18 protein-coding genes are annotated in these 20,047 nt (G+C 59.1%); 5 read left to right on the forward strand and 13 right to left on the reverse strand.

Annotated features, from left to right (window positions below):
• The first annotated feature begins 37 nt into the window (after window positions 1-37).
• Both AC13E3_RS14490 and AC13E3_RS14495 read left to right on the forward strand, forming a co-directional pair.
• Entirely contained in the window at window positions 38-3,799 is a 3,762-nt protein-coding gene (locus AC13E3_RS14490; RefSeq protein WP_008173443.1) for a DUF1631 family protein, read from the forward strand.
• Window positions 3,800-3,817: 18 nt separating this feature from the next.
• Window positions 3,818-4,684 (forward strand): phosphoribulokinase, encoded by an 867-nt coding sequence (locus AC13E3_RS14495; protein ID WP_008173441.1) that lies wholly within the window; start codon window positions 3,818-3,820, stop codon window positions 4,682-4,684.
• A 5-nt stretch (window positions 4,685-4,689) separates the two neighbouring features.
• Here AC13E3_RS14495 and AC13E3_RS14500 read toward each other — a convergent pair whose 3' ends face one another.
• The 3 genes from AC13E3_RS14500 to AC13E3_RS14510 all read right to left on the reverse strand — a co-directional run bounded on the left by AC13E3_RS14500 (window position 4,690) and on the right by AC13E3_RS14510 (window position 7,138).
• Window positions 4,690-5,538, reverse strand: coding sequence for a pirin family protein (locus AC13E3_RS14500; RefSeq protein WP_008173439.1), 849 nt, complete (start codon window positions 5,536-5,538; stop codon window positions 4,690-4,692).
• 135 nt (window positions 5,539-5,673) lie between these two features.
• On the reverse strand, window positions 5,674-6,468 hold the full coding sequence (gene speD / locus AC13E3_RS14505) for an adenosylmethionine decarboxylase (RefSeq protein ID WP_008173437.1): 795 nt from the start codon (window positions 6,466-6,468) through the stop codon (window positions 5,674-5,676).
• Window positions 6,469-6,715: 247 nt separating this feature from the next.
• Window positions 6,716-7,138 carry an OsmC family protein gene (locus AC13E3_RS14510; protein WP_008173433.1) on the reverse strand — a complete coding sequence of 141 codons (423 nt, stop codon included), beginning with the start codon at window positions 7,136-7,138 and terminating at the stop codon, window positions 6,716-6,718.
• Window positions 7,139-7,403: 265 nt separating this feature from the next.
• On the opposite strand from AC13E3_RS14510, the gene crp reads away from it, so the two are divergent.
• Window positions 7,404-8,045, forward strand: a complete 642-nt coding sequence (gene crp / locus AC13E3_RS14515; protein WP_482902174.1) for a cAMP-activated global transcriptional regulator CRP — start codon at window positions 7,404-7,406, stop codon at window positions 8,043-8,045.
• Window positions 8,046-8,127: 82 nt separating this feature from the next.
• Here crp and modC read toward each other — a convergent pair whose 3' ends face one another.
• From modC to AC13E3_RS14545, 6 genes are all read right to left on the reverse strand, one after another.
• Window positions 8,128-9,210, reverse strand: coding sequence for a molybdenum ABC transporter ATP-binding protein (gene modC, locus AC13E3_RS14520; RefSeq protein WP_482902175.1), 1,083 nt, complete (start codon window positions 9,208-9,210; stop codon window positions 8,128-8,130).
• Complete coding sequence (modB, locus tag AC13E3_RS14525) at window positions 9,207-9,887, reverse strand: molybdate ABC transporter permease subunit (RefSeq protein ID WP_439531596.1); 681 nt, start codon at window positions 9,885-9,887, stop codon at window positions 9,207-9,209. Before modB ends, modC begins: the two co-directional genes overlap by 4 nt.
• Window positions 9,887-10,690, reverse strand: coding sequence for a molybdate ABC transporter substrate-binding protein (gene modA, locus AC13E3_RS14530; protein WP_482902176.1), 804 nt, complete (start codon window positions 10,688-10,690; stop codon window positions 9,887-9,889). The genes modB and modA overlap by 1 nt, the downstream gene beginning before the upstream one ends.
• Complete coding sequence (locus tag AC13E3_RS14535) at window positions 10,674-11,642, reverse strand: lysophospholipase (protein ID WP_482902177.1); 969 nt, start codon at window positions 11,640-11,642, stop codon at window positions 10,674-10,676. The genes modA and AC13E3_RS14535 overlap by 17 nt, the downstream gene beginning before the upstream one ends.
• Complete coding sequence (locus AC13E3_RS14540) at window positions 11,602-12,588, reverse strand: sterol desaturase family protein (protein ID WP_482902178.1); 987 nt, start codon at window positions 12,586-12,588, stop codon at window positions 11,602-11,604. Before AC13E3_RS14540 ends, AC13E3_RS14535 begins: the two co-directional genes overlap by 41 nt.
• 108 nt (window positions 12,589-12,696) lie before the next feature.
• Window positions 12,697-13,443, reverse strand: a complete 747-nt coding sequence (locus tag AC13E3_RS14545) for a glutathione S-transferase family protein (protein ID WP_053113161.1) — start codon at window positions 13,441-13,443, stop codon at window positions 12,697-12,699.
• Window positions 13,444-13,581: 138 nt separating this feature from the next.
• Between AC13E3_RS14545 and AC13E3_RS14550 the strand changes: the two genes are divergently transcribed.
• The gene (locus AC13E3_RS14550; protein WP_482902179.1) at window positions 13,582-14,556 is read left to right on the forward strand and encodes an META domain-containing protein; all 975 of its coding nucleotides are present in this window, start codon (window positions 13,582-13,584) and stop codon (window positions 14,554-14,556) included.
• Here AC13E3_RS14550 and AC13E3_RS14555 read toward each other — a convergent pair.
• From AC13E3_RS14555 to AC13E3_RS14570, 4 genes are all read right to left on the reverse strand, one after another.
• On the reverse strand, window positions 14,532-15,374 hold the full coding sequence (locus tag AC13E3_RS14555; RefSeq protein WP_482902180.1) for a substrate-binding periplasmic protein: 843 nt from the start codon (window positions 15,372-15,374) through the stop codon (window positions 14,532-14,534). The two genes, AC13E3_RS14550 and AC13E3_RS14555, sit on opposite strands and share 25 nt — an antisense overlap.
• A gap of 82 nt (window positions 15,375-15,456) precedes the next feature.
• Window positions 15,457-16,515, reverse strand: a complete 1,059-nt coding sequence (locus AC13E3_RS14560) for a quaternary amine ABC transporter ATP-binding protein (RefSeq protein ID WP_008173413.1) — start codon at window positions 16,513-16,515, stop codon at window positions 15,457-15,459.
• 11 nt (window positions 16,516-16,526) lie between these two features.
• The gene (locus AC13E3_RS14565) at window positions 16,527-17,561 is read right to left on the reverse strand and encodes an ABC transporter permease (protein ID WP_008173411.1); all 1,035 of its coding nucleotides are present in this window, start codon (window positions 17,559-17,561) and stop codon (window positions 16,527-16,529) included.
• A 96-nt stretch (window positions 17,562-17,657) separates the two neighbouring features.
• On the reverse strand, window positions 17,658-18,623 hold the full coding sequence (locus AC13E3_RS14570) for an ABC transporter substrate-binding protein (RefSeq protein WP_008173409.1): 966 nt from the start codon (window positions 18,621-18,623) through the stop codon (window positions 17,658-17,660).
• Window positions 18,624-18,922: 299 nt separating this feature from the next.
• Between AC13E3_RS14570 and AC13E3_RS14575 the strand changes: the two genes are divergently transcribed.
• Entirely contained in the window at window positions 18,923-20,023 is a 1,101-nt protein-coding gene (locus AC13E3_RS14575) for a M14 family zinc carboxypeptidase (RefSeq protein ID WP_008173407.1), read from the forward strand.
• Window positions 20,024-20,047: the final 24 nt, after the last annotated feature.

Here is a 20,047-nt window from a genome sequence, read left to right on the forward strand (position 1 = left end):
GGTGATCGTTCCGGCTTTGCGAGATATCAGGTAGTTCATGGATCCGAGAGAACGTCGTAGCAGCCCCCGCCAACCAATCAAGCTTGCCGCCCAGATTGATCTGGGAACCGGTGAAGCCTGGCCGTGTCAGATCGCCGATTTCTGTGCGGAGGGTCTGTTCGTCCGCTATTCGGGTGAAACCTCGAAGAAGCTGGATCGGGCGTTTGCTTCCGGCATACCCCCAGAACTGGTGATACGTTTTCGGGGTCTGGATGGTGCGCGCCGCCACGAGCTTCATGTCAGTATTGTCCGTCGCATCGATGGCGCCATGGGGGTCAATTTCAGCAGGCCCAACCCGGTAGCCGTGGATGCCATGCTGCAGCAATGCGGGGGCTCCCGAAGTCAGGATCGCTCCTCGCTCCGCGCGCCCAGTGACCGCGTACAGTTTGTCCTGCACCAGTCCGCCAAGGCGGTGACCCAGTTTATCGAGCCGTTGATGGACGCCTGTTTCGTGCAAATGGTGGAGGGTCTCAAACTGGCGGCCCAGAGAGCCGTAAATGATCAGCAGGCCAATGAATACATGGATGCTTCGGGCCAGATTCAGGCCCGGCAACGGGTCATCTGGCATCAGATGGCTCGCAGCCTGGAATCACCACTTAAGCCCGCCCCCAAGGGGTTTCCGGGGTCCGAGCTGTCCGTGGTCGACAAGGGCGAATTCGAGGACTGGTTGACGATCCGGGTGATGGTAACTAAGGCGGATACCCAGTATCGGGGCGATCTGCTGCAGCTCAAGCTTCGCCTGGACAAACTTGGCATCGCGAACGCCACGGGACACCACAATCCCCTCGGGCCCTCCCTGGTCTGCGAAGCCTTCCATAATGGCCTCAGCCAGCTCAAGGCGACCCGGGAGGTGGAGAAAGTCTGTCTGCGGGTCTTTGAGCAGACCGTGTTGCAACAGCTGGGACCTCTTTACAAAGAACTCAACGATATTCTGATTCGTCACGGTGTTCTGCCGGACCTGGATCTCAGCAAGTATCTGAGCGAGCAGGCCGGGGCAAAGCCGGAGACACAACAAGAGCCCGCGGAGCCCGAGCCGGTTGCCGCGGAGAGTGCTGCTGCAGAGTCAAAGCCGAAGGCGGGTGCCGAAGACGCCGGACAGCCCCAGTCTCGTCGCAGAGCCGGCATGCTGGGGGGCGAGTTTCGGGGTTATGCCCAGGCGGCCCAGACTGCGTTCGCCACGGTGCGTAACCTGCTGAATACCCTGAGCGCGAGCCGTGTGGCCCGGGGCGATCCGGAGCCTTTGCCGTTCCAGCCCAATGCCAGGCCTCTGTCGTCCGGAGAATTCCAGCGAGAACTCCAGCAGCTGCAATCTCAGCCCGTGGATACTGGCGAGGAGCTGGCTCCCCTGAAGGAGCGGGTGGTAGAGAAAGTAAAGGCAAGCGGTGATAACCGGCTGGATGAAGAACAGCAGGAAACGGTCGATGTGGTCGACCGGTTTTTCAAATCGGTGGTGGAAAGCCCGAAGCTCAGCGAGTATGCCCAGCAGCGCATGCGGCAGCTGGAAGTGCCCGTTCTCAAAGTTGTCATGAGGGACCCTGCGTTCTTTGACGATCAGGATAGCCCGGTACGCGGGGTGATGAACCGTCTGGCCCAGCTAGGGGTAAAGGGCGGGCGCATCAATCCGGTGGTTCAGCGTCGCGTGGATGAGCTGGTAGAGCGCATTACAACGGACTTCGAGCAGGACACCGGGGTATTCGAGCAAACGGTCCAGGAACTGGACACCCTGATTGATCGCCAGAATCTTGTCTATCGCCGGAATGTCGAGCGAGTGACAGCGGCCGCAGAGGGGGCCCAGAAGGTAGCCGAGTCAAAAAAGGCTGTGGCCGATGTTCTGGACAACAAACTGGGTGGGCGCAAGGTGCCAAAGGCGGTAATCAGCCTGTTGGATGGTGGCTGGCGGGATCTGCTTTCGCTGACCTGGATCCGGCAGGGGCCTGACAGCCAGCTGTGGCATGATTACCTGGCCGTTATCGATTCGCTCCTATCCTTCGCTGATGATCCGAACAGCTCCATTAATCTGCCCGAGCTGCTGCGGGTAATCCAGGATGGTCTGGCCTCTATTTCCAGCAACCACATGCCTTCTTCGCAAATCCGGGACGAGCTCAAGCAGTTCCTGGTTCGCAGTCCGCAAAAAAGCCCCGAACTGGTTGAAGTGCCAGTGGCAAAACCGGAGCAACCGGATGCCAGAAAACTGTCCGACCGGGAGCAACGAAGTCTTCAGCGCTGGATCAACCGGGCGCAGAAATTGCGAACCGGCGACTGGCTTCGCGACCAGGAAAAACCGGACGAACCCCAGTACATTCGTCTGGTCTGGGTGGCCCGCGGTTTCAGCCGCTTTGTCTTTGTGAATCACCAGGGCATGCGAGTGGTGGAATTGGAGCTGGAGTCCCTGGCCCGGCAGATGCGAAAAGGCATCATCGTGCCTGATAGCCAGTATGAACGCCCGCTGGTGGACGAGAGTATCGATCGCATGGTCCGCAAGGTCTATGACCAGTTGTCCTGGGCCTCCACCCATGATGAATTGACCGGCCTTCTCGGGCGTCGCGAATTCGAGCGCATGCTCGATCAGCAGTTGGCCCGTCGGGAGGATGAGCGCTCCCTCGTGCGCCTGGATCTCCGCAGGTTCCGCCTGCTGAACGACACCGCCGGCTACCAGGCCGGTGATGAGACCCTGAAGCGGGTTGCCGATATCCTGCGCAGCCACGTCGGTGACGGTATGCCCGTGGCCAGACTTGCGGGCAATGAGTTTGCCATGCTGGTGCCGTCCGAGAGTGCCAGCGACGCGGCAAGAGATCTCATCCGGGCAGTGGAGGCCGCCGAGTTCAGTTTTGGTGGTCGCGACTACCGGCTCTCAGCCAGCGCCGGTGTGGTCCCCACGTTGCCGGCCCTGGTCAGTGCTGAACGCTGGTTACGGGCGTCGGAGCAGGCGCTTGCCGCGTCTCGCCAGCAGGGCCACGGGAAGGTTTCGGAGTATGCCCTGGACGCCGATGATCAGGCCCGTCAGGAGCAGATTGCCGCCAAGGTTGCCAGCCTCAGCGACCTGAACGAGGAGCGCATGCTGCTGCGCTGCCAGAAGATTATCCCTCTGCATGCCAAGTCCTCCATGGCTGCGCAGTATGAGGTGCTGATCAGCATGTACGATGACGAAGGCAACCTCATTACCGGTCGGGACTTCGTGCGCATGGCCGAGCGTTATGACCGAATGCAGGCCGTGGATCGCTGGGTTGTTGGCCACATGCTGGACTGGCTCAGGGAGCAGGCGCCGGACCCGAGGCATTTCGGCGGCGTCTGCATCAACCTGTCCGGCTATTCCATGAATGACCAGTCGCTGCTGGAGTTCATCTACGAAAAGCTGAGTGAGAAAGACGCGCCTATCGAGCGGCTGTGGTTCGAGATTACCGAGGCCTCGGCGATCAACGACGTCCAGTCAGTGGCAGACTTCATCATTGAGATGAAAGAGCTTGGCTGCCGGTTCTGTCTCGGCAACTTTGGCAGTGGCCCCAGTTCGTTCGAGTTCATGCGTTCGTTACCGGTAGACCTGATCAAGATCGACAGCGCCTTTACCGGCCAGCTGTCGACCAGCGAGACTGACCGGGCAATGGTGCGCTCAATGGTGGATATGGCCCACTACATGAACCGGGAAGTGATTGCCTCCCAGGTTGAATCCCGGGACGTTCTGGACATGCTCCGACAGCTGGGTGTGGACTACGCTCAGGGCTTCGTGGTCGAAAAACCCCGTCTGCTCGACAGCCTAACCTGATTCCGGCAACCTGCCTCTATGTCAAAACGTCATCCCATCATCGCGGTTACCGGTTCGTCCGGAGCGGGCACCACGACCACCGGCCAGATTTTCAGCCGGATGTTTGCCAGTGAGGGGCTGAACGCCGCAATGGTCAGCGGTGACAGTTTCCATCGCTACAACCGTGAACAGATGGCCAGGCTTGCGGCCAAGGGCCAGTTCGGTGAGCGCAACCACTTTGCGCTGGCCGCCAATCACATCGACAAGCTGGAAGCACTGTTCTACGACTACGGCCACACCGGCAACGGTCGGTATCGTCAATACGTTCACGATGAGGATCGCAGGCTGGTTGAAGCCGGGCACAAGCCCGGCACCTTCACGCCCTGGGGGCCTTTGCCCGCCGATACCGATCTGCTGTTCTACGAGGGGCTTCATGGGGGTGTGGTCAGCGAAACCTGCAATATTGCCCAGTATGTGGACCTGCTGATCGGTGTGGTTCCGATTGTGAATCTTGAATGGATCCAGAAGATCCACCGGGACACACACAAGCGGGGCTACAGCCAGGAGGCGGTGGTGGAAACCATCATCAACCGCATGGATGACTACGTGCACGACATCGTGCCCCAATTCTCGCACACCCACATCAATTTCCAGCGCATTCCCCTGGTCGATACTTCCAACCCCTTTGTCGTCCGGGAAGTTCCCACTGAGGACGAAAGCATGCTGGTGATCCGGTTCCGGGACCAGTCAGAGGTGGACTTTCCGTATCTGCTGCAGGTGATTGCAGGCAGCAGCCTGTCGCGACACGACACCCTGGTGGTTCCGGGCACAAAAATGCCGCTGGCCATGGACCTGATCGTACGGCCGATGGTGCAGCGGCTGATGGCAAGAAAGCCGTTTGCCTGAGGCCGTCAGGCCGTCAGGCGTCCATCCCGGTAATCCCGGAGCGTCTGTTCGATCTCTTCTCGGGTATTCATCACAAACGGACCATACTGGACCACCGGCTCGCCGATCGGTTTGCCGGCAATCAGCAGGAGTCGCGCTCCGGCTTGCCCGGCATGGAGTTCGATCTGGTCGCCGTCGTCGGAAAGAACGTTGGCGGCGCTTCGCTGCAGCGAGCTTTCCCCCAGGCTCGCGCTACCCTCGTAAAGATAGAGCATGGCGTTGTGGCCTTCCGGAAGGAGCAGTCTCAGGCTCCCATCGGATGCCAGGTGAATATCCGCGTAGATCGGCTGGGTGGTGCGATCGGGCATCGCCCCTGCATGGGCCTGGCCATCGATCTGTAATGAGCCGGCAATGAGCTTCAGTTTGCCACCGTCGAAGGCAAGCTCCGGAATCTCTTCCGGCTGGATGTCCCGGTAGCCGGCCTTCGTCATTTTTTCCGCCGCTGGCAGGTTCAGCCAGAGCTGAAAACCGCGCATCACGCCTTCTTCCTGCTGGGGCATCTCCGAATGGATGATGCCGCGACCGGCGGTCATCCATTGCACACCACCATTGCGCAGGTCGCCCCGGTTTCCGAGATGATCTTCATGCAGCATGTGCCCCTCGATCATATAGGTCACGGTTTCGAACCCCCGATGGGGGTGCGAGGGGAAGCCTGCGATATAGTCGGCGGCCTCGGCGGAACCAAACTCGTCCAGCATCAGGAACGGGTCAAGGCGAATGTTCTGTTGCTGGCCAATGGAACGCTTGATGCGCACGCCGGCACCGTCGGACGTTTCCAGGGCGGGTATGATCTGTTTCAGGGAGCGCAGGGTCATGATGTCCTCCTCTCGTTAGCTCTTGGCTCTATTTAAACGGGATGGGAGGAGAGAATAAAACGCAGAAATCTGGGGGGTGACATCAAAAAAACTGAAGGACCCGTGACGCCCCGGGCGGGGCGCCACAGGAGGCGATCATTCGACGTTGCGGGAATAGAAGATTTCCAGCATTTCCCGACGCAGACGGTCCTCGATGGACTGCGCTTCGGCGGGATCAAGATCACCGGCGTTCACCCCGAACACATAGTTATCGAGGTTGAAGTTCTTCAGCATCATCTTGGTGTGGAACAGGTTCTCCTGGTACACGTTCACATCGATCATCTGATACGCGTTCTGGGTATCTTCGGTCAGGTAGTTCTGGATCGAATTGATATCGTGATCAATGTAGTGCTTGGTGCCGTCCACATCACGGGTAAAGCCGCGAACCCGGTAGTCCACGGTAACGACATCAGAATCAAAGCTGTGGATCAGGTAGTTCAGCACTTTCAGCGGAGAGATCAGGCCACAGGTGGATACGTCGATGTCAGCGCGGAAGGTGCTCACGCCATCGTGGGGATGGCTTTCCGGGTAGGTGTGCACCGTGACGTGACTCTTGTCCAGGTGGGCCACGATGGTATCCGGCAGCGGTCCGGGAGACTCTTCGTTGTCGGGCTCTTCGCCATTGGTGAGCTCGTGCTCGGCGATCAGCATGGTGACAGATGCGCCATGGGGCTCGTAGTCCTGACGCGCGATGTTAAGAACGTTGGCGCCGATAATCTTGACGACGTCGGTCAGAATCTGGGTCAGGCGCTCGGCGTTGTACATCTCGTCGATGTAGTCGATATAGGCCTTGCGTTGTTCTTCGGTCTGCGCATAACAGATGTCGTAGATGTTAAAGCTCAGGGATTTGGTCAGGTTGTTGAAACCATGCAGCTGGAGTTTTGATTCCATGCTCAGCCCCTCCGGATCGTGGAGATGAATGACTGCAGAGCTGCATTGCTGAGCTCTGCCGAGGCCGCCACCGACTACTGACCGGGTTGTTCACCTTTTGCGCAGACCGGCGGAGAGGGTGCGTATTATGCACACCGCAAGTGACGTTGAATAGTATTCGCAATGACATTTTAGCATTCGTGATTTCCCCTGCATCCGGCCCGGGGAATCGGTCCATGAGCGGCCCTGGCGAGATTTCTCACACGTGTTATGACGCCTGGTGAACCTCGTAGCTGTGACTGATCTCGACGCCGGCCTTCTCAAGCATGATAGATGCGGAGCAGTACTTTTCTGCCGACAGGCCTACGGCCCGCTTGACCAGATTGTCTTTCAGGCTGTTTCCGGTTACTACGAAGTGCAGGTGAATGCGTGTAAACACCGCCGGAACCGCGTCGGCCCGCTCTGCTTCGAGCTCGGCGTGGCAAGCGGTCACGTCCTGGCGGCTTTTCTTCAGGATGCTCATGACGTCGAACGCCGAACAGCCTCCGAGCCCCATCAGCAGCATTTCCATGGGGCGCGGGCCCAGGTTCTCACCGCCGTGGTCTGGCGGGCCATCAAGCTGCACGCTGTGGCCACTGCCGCTGGTGGCTTTGAAACTGGCGTTGCCGGTCCAGTCTACGGTTGCTTTCATGGGACGACTCTCCGTTGTGATGACGCGGGACCAACTGGTGTGGTGGCCCCGATAAAGATGACCTGTGGCCGGATGCTAGCACAACCGGCTTCGCCAGGCAGGCCGATCTCGGATACATGTTGTATACTCTTTCCGGTTGCCCGCAACAGACCTTCTTGTTATAAGTTGCGCAGTTTTGCAGTAAAAAAGAACGAACCCGCAAGGAAAGCCGGGTGCATAACAAACATTGGGACCCGCCAGTATCTGAGGAGGCACGACTCGCATTATGGCCACTATCGTCAAGCCGGTTGAGCAGAAAACCAAGCATCTCGACTATTTCCTTTCGCAGTGCCATCGCCGCCGTTACCCAGCCAAGAGCACGATTATCTATGCCGGGGACAAGAGCGATTCCCTGTTCTACATCGTCAAAGGCTCGGTGACGGTTATCATTGAAGACGATGACGGTCGCGAGATGATCATGGCCTACCTGAACGCCGGTGACTTTTTCGGTGAAATGGGACTGTTCGACAGCATGGATTCCCGCAGCGCCTGGGTAAAGGCCAAGACCGAGTGCGAAGTGGCGGAGATCAGCTACACCAAATTCCGTGAGATTGCCCAGCAGGATCCCAGGGTTCTGTATTTCATTGGTGAGCAGATGGCTTCCCGCCTCCGCCAGACCACGCGCAAGGTGGGTGATCTCGCGTTCCTGGATGTGACCGGTCGAGTCGCCCGCACCCTGCTGGATCTCTGCAAGGAACCGGATGCCATGACCCACCCGGACGGCATGCAGATCAAGATTACCCGCCAGGAAATCGGCCGTATCGTGGGTTGTTCCCGGGAGATGGTTGGACGGGTTCTGAAGACCCTGGAAGATCAGGGCCTGGTTCGGGTCAAGGGCAAAACGATGGTGGTGTACGGCACCCGCTGAGTCTCCGGACAGCAGAGCATCGATGTAACCAGAAAGGCCGCTGATATCAGCGGCCTTTCTGGTTGGGGCAGGGGCGCCGGTGTCAGTCGGCCAGGGCCACGGACTTGATCTGCATCCACACCTGCCGGCCGGGTTCCAGAGCCAGCTGGTCAACAGCCCGGGTGGTCAGTCGGGACATGACCGGTGTGGGTCCGGCGAGCAGGCGGACGATACTGACGCCGGGGGTAACGTCCGGCTCAATCCGGTCAATGGTTGCCGGAACCAGGTTCTGGATGCTCTGGTCAGGGTTCTCTTCCAGAGCCAGGCTGATGTCCCGGGACAGCAACTGGATCCGGACCCGATCCCCGATTTTCATGCCGTTGTCCCGGCGCAGCCACAGGGAGCCACCGTCGAACTCAAAGCGCGCCAGGTGCCAGCGCTGATCCAGTTCTCTTATTGTCCCCTCCACAAGCACGCCCGCGTCGTCCTCGAGACGGAACGGGTTATCCATGCGTGCAAGTGTCTCCCGGGTCGGCCCGCTGGCTAACACCTTGCCGTCCTCCATGACCACCAGATGGTCAGCGAGCCTGGCCACCTCTGCGGTGGAGTGGGAGACATATACGATAGGGATGGCCAGGGCGTCCCGAAGACGCTCCAGATAGGGCAGGATGTCGTGTTTGCTGGCTTTGTCCAGGGCCGACATCGGTTCGTCCATAAGTAACAGCCGGGGACTGGTCAGCAGCGCGCGGGCTATCGCTACCCGCTGGCGCTCGCCCCCGGACAGGCCTGCGGGCATACGGTCCAGGTGGCCGCCGAGTCCCAGCCAGTTCACAGCCTCGTCAAACCCGATCTGCCGGTCCGTGGCCGGAATACGCTGGTAGCCGAATTCAAGATTCTTGCGCACGGTCAGATGGGGAAACAGGTGGGTTTCCTGGAATACATAGGCGAGGGGGCGTTTATGAACCGGGAGGAAAGTATCAGCGCTTTGCCAGTGTTCATCGAGAACGGTCATGGCTCCCTCTGCGCGGTGCAGGCCCGCCATACAGCGCAAAACAGTGGTCTTGCCGCAGCCGGAATGCCCGAACAGGGCGGTGATGCCCGTGCCGGGCAAGGTCAGGTCAACGTCCAGACCAAACCCGGGAAATGCGCAACGGAAGCGGGCAGAGATGCTTTTCTTTTCGCTCATCTCAGTGCTCCCGACCGGGCCTTACCGTTCAGTGCGTAGAGGATGACCAGAACCACGAAGGAGAACACCACCATGCCGGCAGAAAGCCAGTGGGCCTCGGTGTATTCGAGGGATTCCACGTGGTCATAGATGGCCACCGACAGGACCTTGGTCTCTCCGGGGATATTGCCCCCGATCATCAGAATCACGCCGAACTCGCCAATGGTATGGGCGAAGGTCAGTACGGCGGCAGTGAGGAACCCGTTGCGGGCAAGGGGCACGGCAACAAACAGGAAGCGATCCCAGGGCGCGGCGCGGAGCGTGGCAGCGACCTCGAGGAAACGGTCGCCAACCGACTCGAAGGCATTCTGCAGCGGTTGCACCGTAAACGGCAGGGAATAGATCACGGAAGCCACCACCAGACCCTCGAAGGTAAAGGGCAACAGCCCGATGCCGAGCGACTGGGTGACCTGGCCAACCCAGCCTTCCGGCCCCATCATCAGCAGCAGGTAAAAGCCAAGGACCGTTGGCGGCAGAACCAGAGGCAGCGCGACCACGGCCGCCACCGGCTGGCGCAGCCAGTGCCGGGTTCTGGCGAGCCACCAAGCGATGGGCGTGCCTATCAGCAACAGCAGCAGAGTGGTTGTCGTGGCCAGTTTCAGGGTCAGCCAGACTGGATCCCAGTAGGTTTCAAACATCAGTTGATCGCGTCATGTCCTTGGTCGTAACCATAGCTCCGGATGATGCCGATGGCCGTATCGGATTTCAGGAAATCCATCCAGGCGCGGGCTGCTTCATTACTGGCGCCCCGGTTCAGCAGGATGGCCTGCTGGTCGATGGGCTGGTAATAGGCCTGAGGGACCTGCCATAGGGTGCCGGCATCCTCGTCCCAGACTTTCACCTGGGAAGCGGCCACGAAACCGGCCTGGGCATTGCGACTGACAACAAACTGGAACGTCTGTGCTATGGAATCACCGCGGACCAGTTTCGGTTGTAACGGTTGCCATTGGCCGATGTGCTCAAGAACCTGCTGGGCAGCCAGGCCATAGGGTGCCGTTTTCGGGTTGGCGATGGCCAGCCTGGCGAAGGGCTGCTGCTCCAGATAGCGCGGGGCATCCTCAAACGCATCGGGCGCCGGGCTCCAGAGCACCAGCTTGCCCCGGGCATAGGTAAAGCGGGTTCCGTTGACCCCGGCCTGCGCCTCTTCTATCAGCTCTGGCCTGAGCACGTCGGCCGCCATGAATACGTCGAAGGGCGCGCCGTTCCTGATCTGGGCGTAAAGTTTGCCGGTTGAGCCAAAGCTGGCGGACACCCGGTGACCGGTTTCCGCTTCAAAGTGCCTAGTCAGTTCCCGAGTGGTGTCGGTGAAGTTTGCGGCCACACCAATACTGACTTCGCCGGCGATGGCTCCGGAAGCAAAACTGAACAACACGCACAGGCAGGCGAAAGCCCGGGTTATTGGGTGGCAGATTCTGGTGCGGCGTTCATGGGGCTCTGGCATGGAGCAGGGCTTTCTGTTCGGCGGTTGATTGGGCAGACGCATTGTCCCTATGCAGGCACAGGGAATGCAAGTATTGCCACACCTCGTCCCGGTTGGTTTCGTTGAGCATCTCATGGCGCCCGCCCTCAAACAACCTCAGGGTCACATGGCCAACGCCCGCCTCTCGAATGGCCTGAAAGTGCTGGCGCACGCCGCGGCCCATTTCACCAACCGCGTCCGCCGTTCCAGAGAACAGGTGCACAGGCAGGTCTTTGCGCCAGGTCGGCGGCTTGATGGCCAGCATGCCGCCGATAAAATCCAGCCAGAGCCCGGTTGAGCATTGAAACCCGCAAAGCGGATCGGCAGCGTAGGCGTCAACCTGGTGCGGATCGCGGCTGAGCCAATCGGCATGGGTCCGGTTGGGGCGGAACCGGCGATTGAACTGCTCAAAGGTCATGCGGGCAATCAACGGGCTGCGGTGCCGCTTGCCCCGGAGCAGCCGGATCAGGCCGATCAGGGTTCGGGATGCCAATAGCCGGCCCCGATCAATCCGGTTGGTGGCGCTCAGGATCAGGGTATCCAGGGAATCACCGTATCTCTGGGCGTAACCCTGGGCAATGAACGAGCCCATGCTGTGGCCCAGCAGGTTGACCGGCAGCCCGGGAAACTGTGAACGGGCGTGCTGGACCACCTGGTGCAGGTCGGCCAATACGCTTGCCCAGCCGTTCTGGTCCGCATAGTGCCCCAGGTTCTCGACTCCTGAATTCGGGCCATGGCCCCGGTGGTGAAAGGTGATAACGGCCATGCCGCGTTCGCAGAGCCAGCGAGCGAGGGACTGGTAACGGTCGCCATGCTCGGCCATGCCGTGGCTGATGATCAGAAGGCCGGTGGGAGCCGTCGGGGTAAAGACTGTTCCGGCTATACTGTGGTCATCACCACTGCTCAGCGTCAGAGGGTGTTCGTTCGTTGTCACGACCCGGTTCCTTGTTGTTTTTCTCCGCAGCCGGGCGTTGCCACTCCGGCGGTTTCCATAGATGGGTAAGGCGAGACAATAATCCGCCGGGCTGTGCCATGTCGCGGAACAGGTCCACGTATTCGTGGGTCCAGAGCACAATCAGGTTACTGGAGCGAACAGGCCGGGTGATGCCGTAATCGGGCGGATCCTGGGCATTTTCATCGACAAACGTGCCGAACAGGCGATCCCACACTATCAGCGTGCCGCCGTAATTACGGTCGATGTAGCCGGGATTTCGGCCATGATGGACGCGGTGATGGCTGGGCGTGTTGAACACCAGTTCGACCCAGTCGGGCAGCTTCCCGACCAGTGTGGTGTGAATAAAGAACTGGTAGACCAGCGACAGGGCATAGGCTACGCCGATCCAGACAGGATTGAGTCCCAGCAGGGCCAGGGGCAGGTAGAACACCCACATGCCGTTGAAAATGTTGGTGGCATTCTGGCGCATGGCAGTGGAGAAGTTCATCCGCTCGGAGGAATGGTGAACCACATGGGCCGCCCAGAACCAGCGCACCCTGTGACTGGCCCTGTGCATCCAGTAGAAGCAGAAGTCCACCCCCAGAAAAGCCAGCAGCACGGTGAATCCGTTCAATTCCAGATCAAACAGCCGGTAGTGGTAGCACAGGGCATAGACAGGGAAGGCAATGAGGCCGGCGAAGAGCAGTTCGGTCACCTGATAGCCGGCGCCTAGGGCAAAGTTTCTGACCGCCTCACGGGTATCCATCAGCTGCGGATCGTGGCGAATCTTCAGGTATTCCCACAGGGTAACGCCCACAAAAACCGGTGTTGCAATCACAAAGATCAGTTGGCGTTCATCCAGCGCCAGCCACGGCGCAGCCATCGCCCAGAGAGAAAGCAGGCCGCTGTCTTCCAGTACGGCCAGTATCATGTCGGTCAAAGCCATCGGGTTTCTGCCGGTTTCCTCATCAAGTCCGTTTATTCTGGCACGTAACCCGGAAACCGGAATGTCGGTTCACGCCAGATTGGCTAACGGATTCCGACAATCCGGTACTCAGCCTGGCCGACGGTTGTCTTCGTACACTTTTTCCAGAGCCCGGATCTGTGGCTGCCACTGGTCCAGCCAATGTTTGATGTCTTTGGGAATTCGCGCAGTTTTCGGCCATGGCACCGGATACTGTGCGGGCTGGAACATGGGTGCAAACAGGGCGGCTGCGGTCAGGTCTGCGCGCGAAAACTGGTCGCCGGCCAGGAAAGGCCTTTCGGCGTAGATGGCAGCCAGCTCGGTGAGCAACTCTTCCATGACCTGGCGGGACTTTTCAGAGGTTTTTTCGTTGATCTTCATCCACTGACGCATGACTTCATCAACCCGGCTGAAAGCAAGGCTGAGCAGTATCCGGTTATAGAAAGGCGTTCCCGCGGCCAGCATGGGCACCACAATTTTGGGGCGCTGCAGGAAGTGGTGGTAGGAATAGCAGCGGATAGCCGGCCCCGCTTCCTCGTCAAGCCGGCGCTCCCAGGCCAGCGCCTGCTCACGAACGTCCGGGTCTGCCGGTGTCAGCGGGTGCTCGGGAAACGTCTGGTCCAGGTAATCCAGAATGGCCGCTGAGCCCTGAACCACGTGGCCGTCATGGTCCAGCACCGGCACAGAGGAGGCTTCACCCGTCAGTTTCCGGATGGTTTTCACATGTTGTCCCGGCAGCAGGTTCACCGTTTCGTAGTTGAGCCCCTTGTAGTCCAGGGCCCAGCGTATTTTTTCGCAGTAGTGGGAAATGGCAAATTGGTAAAGTTTCAGTGCCATGGGGTGTCTCCTTGGTCCAGCGTTCTAGCATACTGCCGGTGGGGCGGTATAAGAAGACCCATCAGATGCCCATGGTGGCCTCATCGGTCGTTGGGTTCTAAACTGTAGGCCGAAAAGACGCTCACAAGGGAACTGACCATGCACTCACGACGAGTTTTGATGTTGTCCGTCGTCACTGCGGCGAGCCTTGCCATCTCCGCCTGCTCCTCTCTATCCAAAACCAGTCAGCCGGTTTCCGCGAGCTATGCTTGCGGGCAACTCGATATTTCCGTCTCCGGCACCGACGACAGCGATCTGATCAGCATCGACTATCTGGATCGACGTATTCTGCTCAAGCCGGAGGTAAGTGCCTCGGGCGCATTGTACGTAACCCCCGGCGACGACCAGACGCGGTTCTGGAGCAAGGGTGAAAAAGCGACGCTGACAGTGAAGGGGCAAACCTATCCGGAGTGTTTGCAGCCTGGCGATCTGGAAATGCCGTTTGAGGCGCGGGGGAATGAGCCTTTCTGGCACGCGACGCTCGAAGGCGGTGAGCTCTTGATAACACGGCCTTTCGAGGAACAGGGAACCCGTCGGGTACCGGTTGAAGTCAAAACAGCCAATCGGCATGGGCGGACATTTGTGGCGACGCTGGCAGATCTCCCCATTACCCTGACAGTCGCCCGTCAGCTCTGTGACGACAGCATGTCCGGGGCTCAATATCCCGCGCAGGTGCGCCTTCAGGTCGGTGATGATGAGTTCAGGGGATGTGGTGGTGATCGCCAGCGTCTGTTACGGGGCGCAATCTGGATTGTTGAGGATCTTGCGGGCGCAGGCATCATCGATCGGTCCCGGATCACGATCGAGTTTCTTGAGGGCAATCGGATCGCGGGCAGGGCGTCTTGCAACCGATATACAGGCGCCTATGAACTCAGGGGTGAGGGCATGGCTATAGGCCCACTGGCATCAACACGGATGGCCTGTGCGCCCGCGCTGATGAATCAGGAAGAGCGGTTTCTGAACCTGCTGGACCAGGTGAATTCAGTGCGGATCGGGCAGCAGGGCCAACTGCTGCTGTCGACACCGGGCGGTGAGTCTATCCGGGCGTTTCAGTCTGACCACGACAGTCCATAGCGCGTCAGGATCTCTGCCACCCGCCCACTGCTTTGCAGGGCTCTCGCTCCCTCTGATAGGAGCGCTGCGAGCTGGGCGGAATCACGGCCGACCGGTGAAAATGCAACGTAGATCGGCGACTCGTGGATCACCGCGGCCATTCGCAGGCTTTCCGTGTTGTTCTCCTGCTCCAGTTGCCACTGCATCACATAGCGGTCTTCCGGGAATACGTCAGAGCGCTGCTGGTGCAGGAGTTCGATTGCCCGGCTCAGTGGTGCCGGCCCGGACAGCACCCAGACCCGCTCCGGATCGTCCTGGTACTTCTCGATATAGCTGTCCAGTTCCGGTGAGTAAGCGTAGCCGTTGATCGCCAGCAGCTTGGATTGGCTGAGTGAGTCGATGCCAGCGTACTGCCAGTTGTTGTCAGGGTGGGTGTAGAGCGCGATCGTCGAGTAACCAGTAGCGGCGTCCGGAAACACGAAGTCCGGCGCATCCCCCGGAAGGGCTCCGACAACCGCATCAATATACCCGTCCCGGGCCTGTTGCAGGGCCCGCGCCCAGCTCATGTTCACGTACTCGACATTGATACCGTAGAGGCCAAACGCCTCCCTGGCAATATCTATCATATAGCCTTCGTGCTCGGAGCCGGCTTCACAATTGTGAGGACACCAGGGATCAGCGGCAATGACGACGGCATGGCGCGGCTCTGTGGGAGCCGGCGCAGCGGGAGCGGTCTTCGTTGCCTTTGCCGCTGTTTCAGGAACCAGCGGTGGCGGGTCCTCTGGCTGCGAGCAGGCGGCAAGAAAGAGCGCGATGGAAAGAACCAGGGTTTTTGCCATGGTGATAAAACCGGGATGCCGATGACGTCGGCTCTCCCTGAAGCATAGACCCTGGTCGCGGTTTTGTAATGGCTAAAAGCCCCTAGGCTGCGGTTTTGTTCCTGTCAGCCGACGCGGCGGTCGGCACCAGCGCTCGGGCGAGGTCTTTCATGTGCAGGGTGCCCACGTGCTGATCGTCCCGGACTACCCGGAAATTCAGAGACATATCCCCGTCGGATTTCAGCAGTACCGTTTCAAGGTTGTCCTTTTCCGAGATGTCACCGGCGAACGTGGAGTCACCGTCATCCGGGGGGCTCATGACCGATCGTACCCTCAGCACCCGTGCCCGATTGATATCGCTGATGAAGTCGACGATGTAGGGATCGCCGGGATTGAGCAGGATTTCCTGGGGATCTCCCTGCTGCACTACTTCGCCATCTTTCAGGATGACCAGGTGGTCGGCCAGTTTCAAGGCCTCATCAAGATCATGGGTGATGAACACGATGGTTTTCTGCAGTTCTTCCTGGAGCTCCAGCAACAGGTCCTGCATATCGGACCGAATCAGCGGATCCAGTGCCGAGAAAGCTTCGTCCATCAACATGATCGGGGCGTCGGACACCAGGGCTCGGGCGATGCCCACCCGCTGTTGCATGCCACCGGACAGCTGGTGTGGATACTGGTATTCGTTACCCTCCAGACCAACCCGCGCGAGCCATTTTCGGGCGTCGGCCTCAAAGTCCGATGTCGTATAGCCGCGAATGTCCTTGGCCATGCCGGCGTTCTCGAGCACGGTTTTGTGGGGCAGCAGGGCAAACTTCTGGAACACCATCGACATCCGCTCGCGGCGAAGCTTTCGCAGTTGCTCTTCGCTGTAGCTCATGATGTCTTCGCCATCGACACGGATTTCGCCGGCCGTGGGGTCGATCAGTCGGTTCAGGTGCCGGATGAGTGTGGACTTTCCGGAGCCGGAAAGGCCCATGATGACCGTGATCTCGCCATCGTGGATGTCCACGTTGATATCACGCAGACCGAGTACGTGTCGCTGCTGCTCCAGCAGATCGGCTTTGCCCATGCCCTTGCGAACATACTCCAGGGCAACATCCGGGGTCGGGCCGAAGATCTTGTAAAGGTTCCGGATCGAAATCTTGATGTCTTTTGCCATGGGGGCTTTCCTCACTGCTTCTGGGAGACGTTAATTCGTGCCAGGGACGCCTTGGTTACCCTGTCGAGAATAACCGCCAGGATCACGATGCCAAGGCCGGATACCAGGCCAACACCCAGTTCCAGATTACGGATGCCCCGCAGGACCAGAACGCCAAGCCCGGGCGCGGAAACCAGGGATGCGATAACAACCATTGCAAGACTCATCATGATGGTCTGGTTAACCCCTGCCATGATGTTGGGCAGCGCCAACGGGATCTGCACCTTGTAGAGTTTCTGTCGGGGCGTCATGCCAAAGGCGTCTGCGGCCTCAATCACGTCCTTGTCTACCAGCCGGATGCCCAGGTTCGTCAGCCGGATCACAGGAACAATCGCGTAGAGGATGATGGCGATGCCGTACAGCTTTGATTCGGTAACACTGAACAGGAAGATAAGCGGGATCAGATACACAAAAGGTGGCAGCGTCTGCAGCATGTCCAGCACCGGTATGATCATCCGTTGCAGGGAATTGCTGCGTGCCATGGCGATGCCTATGGGTACCCCCAGCAAGACACAGAGGAAGGCACATACAAAAATGATCGCCAGTGTTTGCATGGCGTAATCGTAATGGTCGATGAAGGCCAGTAGCACGATACTGCCGCCTACAAAGAGCATCAGTTTCCAGGATTTGGTGACCACGTAAACAACCGCCAGTAACAGTGGAATCACGATCCACCAGGGCGTGTTCAGCATGGCGTAAAGTGCGCCATCCAGGAACCAGCTAAGAGGCTGGGTCAATGGATCGAGAACCAGACTCAGGCTGTCCTTTATTGCCAGAAATCCCTGTTCCAGGCCCTTGGTAAGTTCCCGGGACTGGGGGAAGGCGGAGCAGGATTCGTTCAGGGCGTCCATGGACGGAAACGGGAGTTCCCATATAGAGGCCGGTTCGGCGCTCTCTCCCTTGGTTTTATTCAGCAGGTCGGCCATCGACATGGGGCCGCTGCTTTTGCCTTCCGAGCACCATTGCTCAAGGCCGAGCGATGAAAAAAGGGAATCGTAGGTTGCCATGGGCGGTCAGTCTCTCCTGCGCACGTCTGGAATCAGAACGGTTTTCGGGAAACGACCCGGGGCATCCCGAAGGATGCCCCGGGAGGGGCAGGTCAATCAGTTAAGAACGTTGGCCAGACGCTCACGCGCGGAGTCGTTCAGCCAGGTTGACCACTCGTCGCTGTTGTTGCTGAGGTAGTAAACCGCAGCTTCTTCGCCCGAGGCATTGTTGGAGTCCATCCAGGCCAGGATGCTGCTCATGGTCTCGGTCTTGAACGTCAGCTTGCTGAGCATCTCGGCCACTTCCGGCTCGCGCTCTTTGAAGCTGGTAGTGATCGACGTCAGAACCGTTGCCGCCGGGAAGTCGGATACGCCCGGATTGTCGACATCCGGCGTCTGGTTTTTCTGGTGCACGTCCGGCTTGATGTCGCCGAGATCAACCCGGGTCATGTCGTACTTGCCGAGCGGGACGGTCGGACCCCAGTAGTAGCCGAACCAGGGCTCTTTGTTCTGGACAGCAGACGCCATGGAGGACGCCAGGGTCTCACCGGAACCATGGTTGAATACGTCAATGCCGGACTCTTCCAGATCCAGGGCACGAACCAGGTTGTCACTCACAACTCGGCAGCCCCAGCCGTCCGGGCAGTTGTTGAAGGTGCCGCCAACGAGCTCAGGATTGGCCATGATGCCCTCGATGGTCTTCAGCTCCGGATGCTCTTCCGCGAGGTAGGTGGGAATCCACCAGCCTTCAACGCCGCCCGGATCCAGAACCTTGCCAAGGCGCTCCACTTTGCCCTGTTCTTCAAGGCGCAGGTAGGCCTCGCCCGCGGAGTTCAGCCACAGCTCGGTGACGATGTCAGGCTCACCGTTTTCGGCAACGGAAGTTACCGCCGGAACGGTATCGGAAGGAACAATGGTGACGTCACAGCCGTAACCCTGCTCCATGATGAAGGTGGCCACGTTGGTGACGACCGTGTTGGACGCCCAGTTCATTTCGGTAATGGATACCTCGCCGCAATTGGCCTGGGCCGCGACGGGTACGGATAGCGCGCAAAGCAGTGCAGCAGACTTAAGCTTTCGCATAGTCACTTCTCCTTTTCAGGGTTTGTGATTTTTGGAGGGTGTTGTCGGTGTTAGTGCCGATACGAGGGGACGGCGATCCATAAGGATCGGGAAAACAGCTCTTTCATGGTCGCTGTTAAGGTCGAACAAATCACGAGGTCTCGGTTAATACTTAACTGTAAGCATAACGAACCTCAGCTCAGTTACAAGGGCGTATTCCAAATGCGTCTTTAAAAGAGACACATTATGCCCCGGGAGAACTGTCAAGAAGGTGTAGTAATCGATGGATACACTCCGGGTACCTGAACCCGGAGAACAGCATGACAGAGCTGCGCGACCTGACACCTCACACATCAATCAGCCACGAGCAGGCCTCCCGGGATGGGCGTCAGCGAAGGTTGCTGAGAACCTTCCTGCCGGAGCTCGTTGGCCTGGAGCGCATCCTGGCGGAAGCGCCGGATTTCATCACAACCGAAGTGGTGGAGCGGGTCGCCCTCAAGGACCTCTCCTTGCCCATCTACCGTGTAGATATCGGATCTTCCCGGCCCGATGTGCCAGCGGTATTGCTTGTTGGCGGCGTGCACGGGCTTGAACGCATTGGAAGCCAGGTAGTGATGGCCTGGCTGAAGTCGCTACTCGCCAGAGTGACCTGGGACGAACATTTGCTGGGGTTGTTGCAGAAGGTTCGAATTACCCTTTTGCCAATCCTTAACCCGGGCGGTATGTACCTGAATCAGCGCAGTAATCCCAACGGCGTGGACCTGATGCGCAATGCGCCGATCCAGGCCCAGGAACGTAGCGCATTCCTGCTCGGCGGCCAGAGAATTTCACCCCGATTGCCGTGGTACACCGGCGACCCTGAACAGGGCATGGAGCCCGAAAACCTGGCTCTTGAGGCGGTCATAAAACAGCTGCTGCCGGGGCGGCCGTTCAGTGTGGCACTGGACTGCCATTCCGGATTCGGGATGCAGGACCAGATCTGGTTTCCCTACGCCTACCGGCGTCGACCCATGCGTCGAGTCGCATCGGTTATGGCGCTGAAGCTTATCTGGGAGCAGTCATACCCAAATCACGACTACCGTTTCGAGCCCCAGTCCCGCCACTATCTCACCCATGGCGACTTGTGGGATTACTTCTACAAACAGGTCAATCGCGAAAATGCCGGTGTTTTCCTGCCCCTGACCCTGGAGATGGGCTCCTGGCGCTGGATTCGCAAGCGGCCCCGTCAGTTGCTGAGACTCGACGGCTTTTTCAATCCCCTGGTTCCGCACCGGCACAAGCGGGTCCTGCGCAGCCATCTGACCTGGATGGACTTCCTGATTAACGCCGCCGCCAGCCACGAAAACTGGTTGCCGGCTCGGGATGAGGAGTCCATGCTGAAAGAAGCCGCGATCATGCACTGGTATCGCGATACTCTCTAGCGATCCAGCCGGCCCTGGCATCCA

Source organism: Marinobacter sp. L-80 (assembly GCF_056859395.1).